The 16077-nt window shown below is 35.0% G+C and carries 15 protein-coding genes; 9 read left to right on the forward strand and 6 right to left on the reverse strand.

What is annotated here, in order from left to right:
• Positions 1-104: 104 nt before the first annotated feature.
• From P2086_RS08725 to cyoE, 4 genes are read right to left on the reverse strand one after another with little or no spacing between them, the layout of a single operon-like run.
• Positions 105-590 carry a cytochrome C oxidase subunit IV family protein gene (locus tag P2086_RS08725; protein ID WP_317900066.1) on the reverse strand — a complete coding sequence of 162 codons (486 nt, stop codon included), beginning with the start codon at positions 588-590 and terminating at the stop codon, positions 105-107.
• 56 nt (positions 591-646) lie between these two features.
• On the reverse strand, positions 647-1372 hold the full coding sequence (locus tag P2086_RS08730) for a cytochrome c oxidase subunit 3 (RefSeq protein WP_317900067.1): 726 nt from the start codon (positions 1370-1372) through the stop codon (positions 647-649).
• 26 nt (positions 1373-1398) lie between these two features.
• Positions 1399-2001, reverse strand: coding sequence for a cytochrome c oxidase subunit 3 (locus P2086_RS08735; protein ID WP_317900068.1), 603 nt, complete (start codon positions 1999-2001; stop codon positions 1399-1401).
• 11 nt (positions 2002-2012) lie between these two features.
• Complete coding sequence (cyoE, locus tag P2086_RS08740) at positions 2013-2912, reverse strand: heme o synthase (protein ID WP_317900069.1); 900 nt, start codon at positions 2910-2912, stop codon at positions 2013-2015.
• A gap of 306 nt (positions 2913-3218) precedes the next feature.
• Between cyoE and P2086_RS08745 the strand changes: the two genes are divergently transcribed.
• From P2086_RS08745 to P2086_RS08780, 8 genes are all read left to right on the forward strand, one after another.
• Positions 3219-4955: a TPR end-of-group domain-containing protein gene (locus P2086_RS08745; RefSeq protein ID WP_317900070.1), complete on the forward strand. Its 1737-nt coding sequence runs from the start codon at positions 3219-3221 to the stop codon at positions 4953-4955.
• 101 nt (positions 4956-5056) lie between these two features.
• Positions 5057-5938 carry a nucleoside phosphorylase gene (locus P2086_RS08750; RefSeq protein ID WP_317900071.1) on the forward strand — a complete coding sequence of 294 codons (882 nt, stop codon included), beginning with the start codon at positions 5057-5059 and terminating at the stop codon, positions 5936-5938.
• Complete coding sequence (pyrF, locus tag P2086_RS08755) at positions 5935-6747, forward strand: orotidine-5'-phosphate decarboxylase (RefSeq protein ID WP_317900072.1); 813 nt, start codon at positions 5935-5937, stop codon at positions 6745-6747. The genes P2086_RS08750 and pyrF overlap by 4 nt, the downstream gene beginning before the upstream one ends.
• Before the next feature lie 158 nt (positions 6748-6905).
• Positions 6906-7220, forward strand: coding sequence for a DUF3467 domain-containing protein (locus P2086_RS08760; RefSeq protein WP_317900073.1), 315 nt, complete (start codon positions 6906-6908; stop codon positions 7218-7220).
• A 92-nt stretch (positions 7221-7312) separates the two neighbouring features.
• A complete protein-coding gene (locus P2086_RS08765; RefSeq protein ID WP_317900074.1) occupies positions 7313-8782 on the forward strand; it encodes a DUF2142 domain-containing protein in 1470 nt (489 codons plus the stop codon).
• 129 nt (positions 8783-8911) lie between these two features.
• Positions 8912-11158 carry a Tex family protein gene (locus P2086_RS08770; RefSeq protein WP_317900075.1) on the forward strand — a complete coding sequence of 749 codons (2247 nt, stop codon included), beginning with the start codon at positions 8912-8914 and terminating at the stop codon, positions 11156-11158.
• A 31-nt stretch (positions 11159-11189) separates the two neighbouring features.
• Entirely contained in the window at positions 11190-11942 is a 753-nt protein-coding gene (locus P2086_RS08775) for a shikimate dehydrogenase family protein (protein ID WP_317900076.1), read from the forward strand.
• 33 nt (positions 11943-11975) lie between these two features.
• Complete coding sequence (locus P2086_RS08780; RefSeq protein ID WP_317900077.1) at positions 11976-12620, forward strand: hypothetical protein; 645 nt, start codon at positions 11976-11978, stop codon at positions 12618-12620.
• Between the two features lie 199 nt (positions 12621-12819).
• Here the strand turns inward: P2086_RS08780 and P2086_RS08785 are convergent, their stop codons facing one another.
• Positions 12820-13392, reverse strand: coding sequence for a DUF1572 family protein (locus P2086_RS08785; RefSeq protein ID WP_317900078.1), 573 nt, complete (start codon positions 13390-13392; stop codon positions 12820-12822).
• Between the two features lie 56 nt (positions 13393-13448).
• Positions 13449-14276, reverse strand: coding sequence for a carboxypeptidase-like regulatory domain-containing protein (locus tag P2086_RS08790; RefSeq protein WP_317900079.1), 828 nt, complete (start codon positions 14274-14276; stop codon positions 13449-13451).
• 78 nt (positions 14277-14354) lie between these two features.
• On the opposite strand from P2086_RS08790, the gene P2086_RS08795 reads away from it, so the two are divergent.
• Positions 14355-16076: a DNA polymerase III subunit gamma/tau gene (locus P2086_RS08795; protein ID WP_317900080.1), complete on the forward strand. Its 1722-nt coding sequence runs from the start codon at positions 14355-14357 to the stop codon at positions 16074-16076.
• The last annotated feature ends 1 nt before the right edge of the window (position 16077 follow it).

The following is a 16077-nucleotide window of genomic DNA, read 5'->3' on the forward strand; positions in this document are numbered from 1 at the left end:
TAATTTATTTGGATTAGAATAAAACGATTCTTAAGGCTATGATAGAAGTTTTAAAATAAAAAAAAGCCACCTTGCTGAGGTGGCTTTCAATATTAAATTAAAGACTAGTGATGTTCTCCACCTTCATGGTTTTCTTCATGTGCTGCGCCTTCTGAGTGAGTAGCATCATGGTGACCATGTTTTAATGCAGCTTGTTGTTCAATGAAAATTTTATCAACACGAGTAAAATGTCCTGATGAGCCTGAATAAGTGCCTTCGGTTAAAATGATAAAAATAGTATAGAACATAAATACTATATAAGGAGCAAGAATTGCCCACTTAAAAAATTTAACTTCATGTTTAAGGTGCATAAACCATAACACGATGGCCGCTGCCTTAGCAAGTGTTAAAGTAATGAAAAGCGTTTTCAGCCATAAGGTTCCGCTCCAACCTTTGCTAGGAGCAAGAAAACCAACAACAAGTTCAAAAATGGTGATTGCTAACATCACCCAGAATACCTTCCATAAAACGCTGCGGTTCTTTTTTCCTTCTTCCTCACCGTGATTGGCCATCACTTCATATTGCGGATAATTATCGTGAAACTCTGACATAATTTTTATATTTTATTATTGAATACTATTAAACTTTAAACTTTTAAACTTTCTTCTTACAATAGGTAGAAGAAGGTAAATACAAATACCCAAACCAAATCTACAAAGTGCCAGTAAAGACCTACTTTTTCAACCATTTCATAATGCCCTCTACGCTCATAAGTTCCTTTAATAACATTTAAGAAAATAATAAAGTTGATTACAACACCACTAAATACGTGAGTTCCGTGAAATCCTGTAATAAAGAAAAAATAATTTGCAAATTGTGGAACGCCGTATTCATTCACAGTCATGTTTGCACCATGCCAAATTTGTTTTACATAGGCATTTGTTGCAGGATCCCATACATTTCGCAATGCACCATCATCAGTACCAATAATAAAATGATACCACTCCCAAGCTTGTGATCCAACGAAAGCAGCTCCACCAACAATTGTCCAAAACATCCAAGTAATAACACCTTTTCTGTCCATACGGTGACCAGCTTCTACCGCAAGTACCATCGTTACAGATGACATAATGAGAATGAAGGTCATTAAACCAACATAAGCCAATGGAATATGCTGTTCTACAAAAGGAAAGTGTGTAAATACATGTTCTGCTTTTGGCCAAACTTCCGCGTATTTATGACGGATAAAACCATAGGATATTAATAAACCTCCAAAAGTTAAAGCATCGGATACCAAGAAAAACCACATAAAGATTTTACCATAACTGAGATTAAAGGGAGATCTACCTCCGCCCCAAGCTTCTTTTGAATCAATTTCTGCTGAATGCGCCATAAAAAGTTAAATTTTCGTATGCAATATTAACGATAATTATATAAAAACAAAAACAAATATACCCATAACAAATCAAGAAAATGCCAATAAATAGCAGTTAGCTCAATTCCAAGGGAATCGGTTGAAGAATATTTTTTCAACAACGACTTTGTTAAGGAAACGGCAAGGGCTATAAGACCTCCCACCATATGCGCCAAATGTACAAGCGCTATTAAATACAAAAAAGAGCCTGAGGCATTTGCGTATTTACCAACAAAATAAATTCCTTCAGCAGTTAACTCTCTCCAAGCAGAAATTTGCGTAAAAAAGAAAGCAATACCGAGCGCGAATGTGAGAAACAAGCCCAAACTCGTAAGTAAGTAATTGTCTTTTTTTATTGCCCTTTGGGCTAAAAACATGGTTAAACTGCTACAAATGATTAGTTGTGTGCTAATTATAGCAATATCCGGTAGGTTAAACACGAGCCAGTTACCATTGTCCGCGCGCACAACATAGGCGCTTGTGAGTCCTGCAAAAAGCATAACAATGCTAACCATTCCTATGTATAAAAGCGGTTTTGCTGCTTTGCGCTCAGCCGCTTTAATTTCGGCCTTGTGGGGGTTTATTTTGTTTGTTTGTTTTGATTCCAATTTAAATAGTATTAGGCTTTTGTCATGAGTGCAACTTGCACAAGCGGTAAATAAATAAGTGTAATTAAAAATAATTTTTTTGCGTGTTCATTGGTTGGTAATCTATAAAAATTGTAGGCTTGGAGTAACAAAGCCAGTCCACATATCACACAGGCAATGGTACTGATTAAGCCAACAAAATGAAACACAAAAGGTAAAATACTCATTACTAATAAAAATACAGAATATAAAAGAATCTGAAACTTAGAAAACGCATCTTTTCCGCCTTTAGAGGGCAATAAATGAAAATCAGCTTTAGCGTAATCATCATTATTGAACCATGCCAAGGCCCAAAAGTGAGGGAATTGCCAAATAAACTGAATCATAAAAAGAAGTAATGTGAAAAAATTAATTTCTCCAAAACCTTTGGTTGCCGCTACACCGCCTATAAGAGTCGGTAAGGCTCCAGGAAACGCTCCTACAAAGACGGAAAAAGGTGTTTTACGTTTTAGTGGTGTGTATAACAAGGCATATAAGATGATTGACAGAAAACCTAAAATTCCACACAAAGGATTAGTATAAACCCAAAGTAAAATGGTACCTCCAATACCAAACACAGTGCAAAAAGCAAACGCTTCGTTTATAGATAAAACTTCAGTAGGCATAGGCCTATCTTTGGTCCTATCCATTAATTTATCAAGATCTTTTTCTATAATCTGATTAAATCCGTTTGCCGCTGAGGTTACAAGAAATCCACCTAGACTAAGTGCGAGTAACTGTGTCCATAGAACGGTTTCGGTAACAGTAAAATAGGTGATAATGGCAGAAAAAACAACCAATGCACCTAAACGGAATTTTGTTAGTTTAACAAAACCTGTAAATTTGGAATAAGTGTGAGAATCGGTCAAAATATTGCTTACTGTAGTCTCCAAAAAAAATGCAAATTTAGCATATATACTTTAAGTAGTTAAGTTTTTAAAAAAAACTAAAATATAGTTCCTGTCATACTGAATCTTCAGGAGATAATTTTTCCAGAATTTGACATGATTTGGTGAAATCTAAACTTTATTTTAATCGAATTGAAATTTAGTTTCGTCGATAATATTTAACTTTAGTCTAAATTCAACCCAAACTTGTTAAAATTGACGGAATTATAGCCTTAAATTTTAACATTTTACCTTCAAAATCCCTTTTATGTTAAATAATTTTTTACTTTTGTTCGATAATCTCAAAGAATTATGAATTTAAATCTTCTTAAAACAATTAGTGCCAGTTTATCAGTAGCCGTAATTTTAACAAGTTGCGATGGGCTTGGCAAAATGATAAAGAAACAAAAAGATATTCAATATACGGTAACCCCGAATCCTATTGAAATGCACGGTGATAGCATACAATTTAGCGTTAGCGGTAAATTTAGTCCAAAGTTGTTTCAAAAAAAGGTAACCTTAACGCTTACTCCTGTTATTAAATACGCAGGCGGTGAAAAAGCATTTAAGCCTGTTGTTTTGGTAGGAGAAAAATCTACAGATCCAGGTCAAAAAATCGGTTTTGCTTCAGGTGGGACATTTAGTTATGCGTCTGATAAGATTCCTTTTGAGCCAGGTATGCGTAATGCGAAAATAGAAGTTCGTGGAGAAGGTTCTATGAAGAAAAAGAAGAAATCATTTACTCCGGTTGAATTAGCGGATGGAACAATGGCTACTTCTTTGTTAGTGCGTAATGACGAGAAGCCAATGATGGCCAAGGATGCTTTTGTAAAAATTTTACCTGCAAATCAATCAACACATATATATTATGTAATCAACCAATCTGCAGTTCGTTCTTCTGAAATGAGTTCAGAGGAAATGAAAAACATTAATGCTTTTATTAAGAATAATTTGAGTAATGCATTTTATGAGTTTAAAGGAATTACAGTTTCAGCTTACGCATCTCCGGATGGAGAAACTGATAAGAACGAAAACTTAGCGAAAGATCGTGCAAATTCGGGGTCAGCAGCAATGATGAAAGAATTCCAAAAAAATAAAGATAACAACGTGACTTTTGGTAAAACGAAAGAACAGTTTGTTGTTGGAACTACTAAAGAAGATTGGGAAGGCTTCAAAAGTTTAATGGAACAATCTACAATGGCTGACAAAGATTTAATCTTACGTGTTTTAACCATGTATTCTGATGCTGACCAACGTCGTAAAGAAATTAAAAATCTTTCGAAGACTTACACTGAGTTAGCTGACAAAGTTTTACCAAAATTACGTCGTGCTGAAATAACAATTAACGTTGACAAAAAAGCACGCACAGATTCACAAATTTCTGAATTAGCAGTTTCAAGTCCTGATAGTTTATCTGTTGAAGAATTATTATACGCTGCAACATTGACTACTGATATTAATACACAAGCTCAAATATACGCTGCAGCTGAAAAGAAATACGGTAGCGATTGGAGAACTTCAAATAACTTAGGTTGTGTTCTTTTAATGCAAAATAAAGTTTCTGAAGCAGGTGATGCATTTAAACGTGCTGAGAAAGTTGCTGCAACTCAACCCGCTGTTTCAAATAACTTAGGAATTGTTGAAGCTAAAAATGGTAACCGTGCTGCGGCATTAGAGCTTTATGAAAAAGCTGGTTCTGGTGCCGAAACAAAATATAACAAAGCGATTCTTGAAGTACGTATGGGTAAATACTCTGACGCTGTGAGTGATTTCGGAAACTTTAAAGGACATAATTTAGCACTTGCACAAATGTTAAGTGGCAATAATGGATCAGTAAAAGAAACTCTTGACGCTAGTTCTGAAAAAGATATGGCATATAGTTTTTATTTAAGAGCTGTTTCATTTGCTCGTCAAGGTAACAATGGCGAAGTGTTAAGCAACTTAAAAATGGCAGTTGAAAAAGACAACGCATTGAAAGCTTATGCTAAAGATGATGTTGAATTTATCAAATTACGTTCTGATAGTGGTTTTACTGGTTTAGTAAACTAAGTTAAAACCTAATAAAAATTCAAACCCTTCTCCAAAAGAGAAGGGTTTTTTATTTGTGTAAAACTGCTTTTATTATATTTACAGCTTATTCTCCAAGAACAATGTCGAAGTATGCAAATACTGAATTAATTCTCACTCCAGAAAATAGGGTTTATCACCTCAATCTCAAAAATGAAGATATTGCGGACAATGTAATTTTGGTTGGCGATCAAAATAGAGTCGAACAGATTTCAAAATATTTCGATAGTATTGATTTTAAGACAGCACACAGAGAATTTATTACACATACAGGTTTTTTTAATGGGAAACGCATAACTGTTTTAAGCACCGGAATAGGAACTGATAATATTGACATTGTAATGAACGAGTTGGATGCGGCGGTGAACATTAATCCAGTAAAAAGAGAATTAAATGCTAAAACGCGATCATTAAATGTATTTCGTTTGGGAACGAGCGGTGCTTTGCAGGAGTATATTCCTGTTAATGGATTGGTGGTAAGCAGCTATGGCTTGGGCTTAGACGGCTTGCTGAATTTTTATGAAGGATGTAAGGCGATCAATGAAGATGAAATCAGTGAAGCCTTCATTAAACATATGAAGTGGCCTGCTCATTTAGCATATCCCTATTGTGTTTCAGCCAACCCTATGCTAATAAATGAATTTAAAGAATCAATTTATTTTAAAGGAATCACGGCTACAGCTCCTGGTTTTTACGGGCCTCAGGGTAGAGAAATAAGATTAAAAACAGCCTTGCCAGACCTTAATAATTTGCTGAATACTTTTAGTTCTAACAATTTTCAAATTATTAACTTTGAGATGGAGACTTCGGCGCTTTATGGTTTAGGTAAATTACTTAATCATAATTGTCTTACAGTTTGTGTGATTATAGCCAATCGCATGCGTAAAGAGTTTACAACAAATTATGCTGAGAGCATTAAAATACTAATAGAAAATAGTTTAAATAAAATATCGAATATTAAATGACTAAAGAAGAACTTGTAAAACAGATTAGAACAAAGAAAACCTTTTTGAGCGTAGGTCTTGATCCTGATTCGGAAAAATTACCTAAACATTTATTAGAAGATGAGAGCGATCCTATTTATGAATTTAATAAAGCAATTGTTGATGCAACGGCACCTTATTGTGTATCGTTTAAGCCGAACTCAGCTTTTTACGAGGCTTATGGCTTAAATGGAATAGCAAGTCTTGAAAAAACAATTCGTTATATTAAAACAAATTATCCAAATCATTTTTTAATTGCAGATGCAAAACGCGGTGATATAGGTAACACAAGTGCAATGTATGCCAAGGCTTTTTTTAGACGCTTAAATTGCGATGCCATCACCGTTGCTCCTTACATGGGAAGCGATTCTGTTAAACCGTTTTTACAGTTTGAAAATAAATGGGCAATTGTTCTTGGTCTAACGAGCAATGAAGGGTCATCAGACTTTCAGCAATTAAAAGTAGATGGAAATGATTTTTACATGCATGTAATTGAAACATGTGCTAAATGGGGAACCCAAGATAACATGATGTTTGTGATAGGCGCTACCAAAGCGAATTTATTAGAAGGTATTCGTAAAATTATTCCAAATCATTTTTTGCTTATTCCTGGCGTAGGAGCACAAGGTGGAAGTTTACAAGATGTGTGTAAGTATGGAATGAATAAAGAAGTTGGTTTGCTTGTCAATTCAAGTCGTGGAATCATATACGCGTCTTCGGGAAAAGATTTTGCTGAGAAGGCTGGCGCCGAGGCTAAGAAAATAGCGCAGGAAATGTCGGGGTTTCTCTAGTGTATGTTGTACATTGTAATTTGTAACATGTACCTTGTATAAGCAACAGAATATCTTATTGGTACACAAACAAGTTACATGGTACAAGTTACAGCATAACACTAACAAATAGGCGCACAGACAAGTTACTATTAACGTCATATAACCAAACATTAATTATGGAAGACAACAATCAAAACAACCAACCGCACTTAGATATCGAATTAAGTGAAGAAGTAGCAGAAGGAATTTATTCTAACCTTGCTATTATAACACATTCTCAAAGTGAGTTTGTAATTGACTTTGTAAAGATTATGCCAGGAGTTCCAAAAGCAAGAGTGAAGTCCCGTATTTTACTTACACCGCAGCATGCAAAACGTTTGGTGAAGGCACTCGCTGAGAACTTGCAGAAATTCGAGCAGATACACGGTAAAATAAAAGATGTAGACAATGGTTTTCCGATGAATTTTGGAGGCCCTACGGCACAGGCATAGGGCGAAATGTATTTGGTAGTGGTGTTTTCGAAAAATATTTGATTTCAAAAATGAATACACAAACTTACTATTATTGAACAAAGCATTCTATAATGGAGTTTAAAAAAGATCATTGGAAGATTCTAGTTATTTGTTTGCTTGGAGCGCTAAGGGTGTTTGTTTTTTCAGCTGGGTTCCCTTTTTTTAATAATGTTGACGAAGTTGCCCATTTAGATGTAGTGGTAAAATATAGTCATGGAGAAACGCCTCATTCATTTGAATTAATGTCAAAGGAGTCGGCGCGTTATTACGTTCGAAATGGTTCTTGTGAGTTTTCTATGTTAGTTGGTGATTGGTATAAGCCACTTAACTACGATACATTGAAAGATCCAAAACGGATAATTTTCGACGAAAATGAAAGTAAGTTTAGTAAAGTAATTAACTACGAATCGTTGCAGCCTCCTCTCTATTATACTTTGGCTGGTGGATGGAAAAAATTAGGTACTGCTTTCGGATTTAAAAATCTCTCGCTTTTATATTGGATTAGATTTCTCAACATTGTTTTTATTATTTTGCTCGTATTATTAGCGTATAAGGCTTCTGCGACTTTGTTTCCGGGCGATCGATTTCTTGTTTTTGGTGTGCCTTTAATAGTAGCCATGTTGCCGCAAGACACTTATTATTCAATTCAAAACGATGTGTTATCGCCGCTGTGTTTTGCACTAACCTTTGTTTTGCTTTTAAAATTTGTTCAAACAGATTTAGCTCAATCTCGTTTGGCAATTTTCACCGGCTTGGCAATTGCACTAACTGTGTTAGTTAAAGTAAGCAACCTTCCTTTATTAGGAATCGTAATACTGGCAGTAGTTTATAAAATGTATAAACTAAAATCGAATAAAAAATCGCGACACGTTTTTCTTCCACTTGCTTTGTTTGGCGCATTCACTTTCATTCCTATTATTTGTTGGTTGATGTGGAATTTTTATGTGTTAGGTGATATAACGGGTTCAGAAGGTAAAATAAATTTTTTTGGTTGGACGCATAAACCCTTTCTTGAATGGTTCAATCATCCCATATTTAGTAATTTTTCTGGAGTTTTCTTTATGTGGAAAGAGTTAATGATAACATTTTGGCGCGGCGAATTTGTATGGGGATCACAAAGAGTTGCAGAACCATTGATGGATTTTTTTTATTGGGTGTCTTCCTTAATTTTTGTTTTGGTTACACTAATTTTTGTGCAAAGAAAACTTAATCCATTTCAACGAAACGTAAACCGCTTTGTTTTTTTATGTTTTGTTTCAATGATAGCATACATGGTACTGCTTTCCATTAGTTTCGATTTTGGCGATAGTTTTTATCCGTCTAAGGCTAGCCCCTATTTTACTTCAGGTCGATTAATTAGCGCAGTTTTGTTGCCCTTTGCACTTTTATATGCTCAAGGATTTAACTGGTTGTTTTCCTGGATAAAAAATGAGCGACTTCGTTTTCTTTTATTAATAGGTGTAGTTTTCGTAATAACATTATCAGAAATTTCTGCTAGCCAAAAAGTATTTTTAAGCAATTTCAATTGGTTTCGATTTTAGCTTTCAATTATTTTAAATTTCCAAATTTTTTTAAATAAGTTTCATAACACGTCCGCTCATTTTGTTGAAAAAACAAATTTCAAAAGCTAGTGAATACAGCTATTTTTAAGCAAAATCAAGATAAGAACTATGAACGAAGCACGCTTACATTTTAAAATTGCAGATCTATTAAACTTAAATTCAAAAGATGTTACCGCAACGGTTAACTTATTAGATGAAGGAGGTACTGTTCCTTTTATTTCGCGTTACCGGAAAGAAGTTACCGGTAGCTTAGATGAGGTTCAAATCGCACAAATTCGTGATGAAATTGAACGCTTGCGTCAGCTAGAACAACGCAGAGATTCAATATTAAAATCTATCGACTCTCAAAACAAATTGACCGAAGAATTAAAAGAAAAAATAATGGCTGCTGAAACACTCAGCAAACTAGAAGATCTTTATTTGCCATATAAACCCAAACGCCGCACTAAAGCTACCATTGCCAAAGAGAAAGGACTAGAACCATTGGCTTTATTTATTTTGGAGCAAAAAAGTAATGCTGTATTTGAGGAAGCTGAAAAATTTATTTCTGAAGAGAAAGAAGTTCCTTCTGTTTTAGAGGCATTGCAAGGAGCTCGTGATATTATTGCTGAGGTTATGAGTGAAGATGCCATTGTACGTGAAAATCTTCGCGAACTTTTTAAAAAGTCGGCTACTATTAAAAGTCGTTTAATAAAAGGAAAAGATGAGGAAGGTGAAAAGTTCGAAGATTATTTCGAGTGGGAAGAAAAATTAATGACTTGTCCTTCACACCGATTGCTAGCGATGCGTCGTGGTGAAAAAGAAGATATTTTAATATTGGATATTACGGTTGATAATGATGAGGCTAGAGAACTGATAGAACGAAAAATGATTACGTCTAGAGGTGAATGCGCTACTCAAATGAAAGAAGCTATTGAAGAAGGCTACAAACGTCTTTTACAACCAAGTATTGAAGCAGAGATGCGTTTACTAACGAAACAAATTGCTGATGAAAAAGCGATTGTTGTTTTCGCGGATAATTTAAGAGAGCTCTTGTTAGCTTCCCCATTGGGTGAAAAAACAATACTCGCTCTGGATCCTGGTTTTAGATCGGGTTGTAAATTAGTGGTACTAAATAAAGAAGGAAAGTTATTGGAAGAGACCGTAATTTATCCGCATGAACCACAAAAACGCGTTACCGAAGCTGAAATGATTTTGTTGGCTTTTTGTCAGCGACACGATGTAGAAGCGATTGCTATTGGAAACGGAACAGCTTCAAGGGAAACAGAACAGTTTGTCCGCAACACTGATGTGTTACCGAAATCAATTCCGGTGATTGTTGTAAGTGAAGCTGGAGCATCTGTATATTCAGCATCTGACGTAGCACGTGAAGAATTTCCTGATAAAGATGTTACCGTTCGTGGTGCTGTTTCAATTGGACGTCGTTTGGCAGATCCTTTAGCAGAGTTAGTGAAAGTAGATCCGAAATCGATCGGAGTAGGTCAGTACCAACATGATGTGGATCAAACACATTTAAAAAATAAATTGGATGAGGTGGTTAGTAGTTGCGTGAATACAGTTGGTGTAGAATTAAACACGGCTTCAAAACAACTATTATCTTATGTTTCAGGAATAGGCCCAACTTTAGCGCAAAACATTATTGAGTACCGCAACGAAAAGGGAGCTTTTAAATCGCGTAAAAGTTTAATGGAAGTGCCACGCATGGGAGAGAAGGTGTTTGAACAATGTGCAGGTTTTTTAAAAATAAGAAATGGCATTCATCCTTTAGATAAGAGTTCGGTACATCCTGAAAGTTATCACATCGTAGAAAAAATGGCGAGTAATTTAAATTGCAGCATTGATGATTTGATTGATGATAAAGACTTGCGAAAAAAAATAAAATTGCAGGACTATGTTACTGAAACGACGGGACTTCCAACGTTGAAGGATATTATGGCGGAATTAGAAAAGCCAGGACGTGATCCACGTAAAGGATTTGAAGTATTTAGTTTTGATGAAAACGTTCATGAGATAAAAGATCTACGTGAAGGAATGCGCTTGCCTGGTATCGTTACAAATGTAACAAACTTTGGAGCCTTTGTGGATATTGGTGTTCATCAAGATGGCTTGGTGCATATTTCTCAGTTGGCAGATGAGTTTGTTGACGATCCAAATAAAATTGTAAAAGTTGGACAACAAGTTTGGGTGAATATAACGGAAGTAGATGCAAAAAGAAAACGGATTGCGTTAACCATGAAAGGTGAAGTACAAACGGTGAAGCAATCTAAACCAAAAGAAGTTGCAAAGGAAGAGCAATACGATCCTAATGATATGAATAGTGCATTGGCCGCTTTAAAAAGTAAGTTTAAAAAGTAAAGGTTTAAAACCGAAATTATAATACTATACGATGGCGCATTTCGGTATAATTGGTAAAACTTTGCAGCATTCTTTTTCCAAAATTTATTTTGAGAAAAAATTCAAGGATTTGAACTTGGAGAATTATTTTTATGATAAGTTTGAAATCCTTTCGATTAATCATTTTAAAGATGTTCTTGTAAATAATCCAAAGCTTAAGGGTTTAAATGTTACTATACCGTATAAGGAGTCGATCATGCCGTATCTGGATGAATTAAGTCCTGAGGCTAAAGAAATAGGCGCAGTAAACTGTATTAAAATTGAGAACACTAAGTTAATAGGATACAACACAGATGTCTATGGTTTTTCACAAAGCATAAAGCCTTTTTTAGATACCAATCACGAACGCGCTTTAATTCTTGGAACTGGTGGCGCAAGTAAGGCTGTAGCTTATGCATTAAAAAAAGTAGGTGTTGAGGTTTATTTTGTTACGTCTTCGCAAGTAAAAAAAACAGAAAATACTTTTTTTTATTCTGAGATAAATGAAATGGTCATGAATGCTTTTAAACTTGTTGTAAATACAAGCCCGGTTGGAACTTTTCCGAATGTTTTAGAATCGCCATCGTTGCCTTATCAATTTTTTACGCCACTGCATTTAGCCTATGATCTTGTTTATAATCCCGAGCAAACTTTATTTTTGAAGCATGCTAAAGAGCAGGGTTCTATTGCTGTGAACGGACTGAGTATGCTGCATTTACAAGCTGAAAAAAACTGGGAGATTTGGACAGAGAACCCGAAAGCCTAGAAAACTCACGCAAGAAAACTTTTATCCATGACAATGAATAAGAAATGTATTACGGTATTTATTGTTCTTTTTTTAATAAATACTTTTTCTGTACAGGCTTCATTAAGAAGAGATACAACTCGTGCAATAAAAACCGGATGGTGCAGGGAGGCTCGTATTTTAAGTTTAGGGTTTGGAATTATTAATTCCGATTTTGAACGCGAAAGTAAATTAAGAAGCGGTGTGGAATATAGCATCTCTTCCATACATTCTAGTAGTCCAGTATACGCCAAGGTGGAATTTTTCGTTTTTAGACATTTGGGAGTTGCAATGGTGGCAAATTATAACCGAATGAGTTATGACCAAACTTACTTAACTACTTTCAATGGCCAGAAAATAAACAGTTCAGTAGCTGTCAATTATGATATTTTCGCTTTCAATATTAGAGTAAACTATCATATTTTGTATACGAAAAAAATTGATCTCTATATAGGAGGCGGCACTGGATTAAGAACGTCAAAATCGAAAGTGCCTGTTAACGGACTTCCCGACATGTTTCCAAGTGGTTTTGCGAAGGAGATTGAACTCACCGCAGGGGCCCGGTATCTTTTTAAAGGAAAATTTGGTCTGTATGCAGAAGCAGGATTAACTAGATCAGTTTTTCAAGCTGGCCTCAGTTACAATTTTAATCGGTGGTAAGAATTGAAGAGATTTATTGGATTTTAAAGTTGATGTATCTTAATTTAAGAAATGAAAAGCTCAGCGACATATTAATTTTCTTTTATTTTTCTAATTCTCTTTTGAAATCTGAAAGCGAAGATGATTCTTTTATAACGTTTATATGCGATTAGAATGACCAAAGAGAGATGTTTCTATAGAGAGAGAATTCAACGATTAATTATTTCTTATTCTTCTTTAAAATCTCATCCGTAAAATGTTCGGTGTGTTTTTCTTTAGAAAATTTTTCTGCATTGTATTCTTTAGAAGCGTTTTTAGGAATAGATAAGGAATTCCATTTAGCATTACTCAGCATCTTTCCAATAAAAACAATTTGCCCAACATGATAAGGATAGTGCGCCAGTTGCCGATTAATAGCCTCCGTCACACTATGTCCTTGATTGCGGATGTAGATGGTTTTGGAAAGATCTTCTTCACTTAAAGAATTTAGAGTATTGAATAAACAGTTCCAAGCTTCGTTCCATAATTTGAGTATAGCCTCCTTTGATTCTTCAGGTTCTTCAAACTCTTCATCTCTTTGTCGCCATTCCTTTTCGCCATCAGTGGTTAAAAAATCTGTCCAGCGACTCATCATGTTACCATGCAGATGTTTAATTATAACGGCAATGCTATTGCTATCATCATTGTATTTATAAAACAAATCTTTGTCTTTTAGTTGCTCAACTGTTTTTTCGCCGAGCAGTTTGTAATAGGCAAATTGTTTTTTAGCGCTTTCTAAATAATCGGTGTTCATTATTGAGAGTTTAATTTGTTTTAGAATTCTAATATCTTAAACTGGAGTAAAAAATCTTACTTATCCGTTTCTTTTAACTCTTCCCGTTTTTTCCAATTCGCATCAGGATCTCTTTTTACCGGCGGGCTGTTCTCTTCACGTTTTCTGTATCCGCCACGTTCGGCTTTCCAGTTTTTGTAGCAATCCATTACTTTAGAATATAATTCAGCACCTTCGTGAGATGATATATAATAATCATTCACATAATAACAATATTTTCTGAATGCAAAGTAGTCAATGTTTTCGTCACCAGTAAGTCTTACAAGTATTTCACGACTTAACTTGCGCTGAACCTCTTCTTCTATGAGGATATCCTCGAAAATTTTAGCGAGTTTTTGAATTTGTTTTCCCTCTTTGCTGAATCGCATGTATAGAGCGCTAATAGGACTTGAGAAGTAATTGATGTTTTTAATTCGACTTCTATCAATAATGTCGCTCATGTATTCCCTTTCGTATGTCTCGAATCTAAACGTTGTAATGTTGACTACCCCAAGGTTTATTGATATGCGTGTGATGAAGAGTTTCGCTTCACCTTTTGCGTTTTTGGCGATTTTTTTTATAGGAATGATGAGCTTTACGAATCCAATGTAAGAACAAATTAAGGTGTCGTCTGAATTTGTTGTAAGTGTGAAGTGGCCATCGTTATCAGTCATGGTGCCATTTCCATTACTTTTATTAATTATGTAAGCAAAAGGTAAAGGAGTAATACTATCGTTCTCAAATACGATGCCTTTTAGTATTTGCTGCGCTTTGCTATAACTAGCAGAAAGGCAAAAAAGCACCAATATTAGCCGTGAAAATTTCAATTGTATAAATTTAGCTGTAAGCACTATATTTATAAACATACAGTTGATAATTTAACCTTTTTTAGGCACAAGTATTTTTCCTAGAACTGAGCAATAAGTGTATTTTTAGAGCTTACAATGGATAATTTTATAGTATCGGCGCGTAAGTACAGACCCCAACTCTTTAACACAGTAGTAGGTCAAAGTCACATTACGAATACGCTAAAAAATGCCATTATAACCAAACATTTGGCGCAGGCCTATTTGTTCTGTGGACCGCGTGGTGTTGGAAAAACAACCTGTGCACGTATTTTTGCAAAAACCATAAATTGCACAAATGTTTCGAAGGATGGAGAAGCCTGTGATACTTGCGAATCTTGTGTTTCCTTTAATTCAGGAGCATCTTTAAATGTATATGAATTAGATGCTGCCAGTAATAATTCAGTAGATGATATCAGGAATTTGGTCGATCAGGTGCGCTTTGCTCCGCAATTAGGGGAGTATAAAGTGTATGTTATTGATGAGGTGCACATGTTGAGTACAGCAGCTTTTAACGCATTTCTAAAAACACTAGAAGAACCACCAAAACACGCTAAATTTATTTTAGCAACCACTGAAAAACATAAAATCATCCCAACGATATTATCGCGTTGTCAGGTATTTAATTTTAATCGTATTAAAACAGAAGACATCAGTAATCATTTGGCTTTTATGGCTAAAAGTGAAGATGTTTCCTATGAGGAAGAAGCCTTGCATGTTATTGCGCAAAAGGCCGATGGCGGATTGCGTGACGCTTGTTCCATATTCGATCAAATGGTGGCTTTTACCGGAAATCATTTGACCTATAAACAAGTTGTAGAAAATTTAAACGTTCTAGATTACGATTATTATTTTAAAATGACGGATGCCTTTCTTTCACAAGGCTTACCGGAAGTAATGATGACCTTTGATGACATCTTAAAAAAAGGCTTCGATGGGCATAATTTTTTACTAGGTTTAGGAGAACATTTAAGAAACCTAATGGTTAGTAAAGATCCGCAGACTATTTCTTTAATGGAAGTGAGTGAAAGTTTAAAGCAACGTTATTCGATTCAATCACAACAATGCAGTTTAACTTTTCTTTTAAAATCTTTAGCTTTAATTAGTAAAACAGATGTTAATTACAAGATTGCGAAAAACCAGCGCTTACTTGTGGAAATGGCACTCATGCAACTAACGTTTTTAACCGCTTCGCCAGAAGCGGAAAAAAAAAACGATGAGTTAGAAAGTGAAGAAGAAAACACTTCCCAACCAACAAAAACAATTACCTCCTCTAGCACTAAAGTAACTGCCTTGCAGGAACCTGAAATTAAATTTGCCAGTAAGCCAAGTGTAGGATTTGATCAGTTAAAGATAAAAGCTTCTTTTAGTCTGCACGAAGTAAAAAATTATCAAACCCTTAATCAAACTTCTAATACTAATGCTGTAGAGGCTCCTGAAGTTAAATTCGTTAATAAAGAAGTTAACCTTGACGATGTAAAAGCAGCTATTAAATCGTACGCTGATGAAAAGCAAAAACAAGGCGCGCGTCAACTGGCAACAATTTTTAATACCTCTTCAATTGAATTTACTGATAATACCATTGAACTTACAATTAGTAATGAAACCCAAAAAGAGCAATTATTGATCGTTAAGCAAGATTTTGTGGATACCATTCGCAAACTCCTTCAAAATAATTCGATTGCGATTACCATTCAAATTTCTGCGGTAGAAGCACAAACGAAGGCTTATAAGCCAATAGATATTTTTAAGGCCATGTCTGAAAAAAATCCAGCATTATTAGAGCTTAAGAAACGTTTTGATCTCGAAATAGACTACTAAT

It is taken from the genome of Aurantibacillus circumpalustris, assembly GCF_029625215.1.
GTDB lineage: Bacteria > Bacteroidota > Bacteroidia > B-17B0 > Aurantibacillaceae > Aurantibacillus > Aurantibacillus circumpalustris.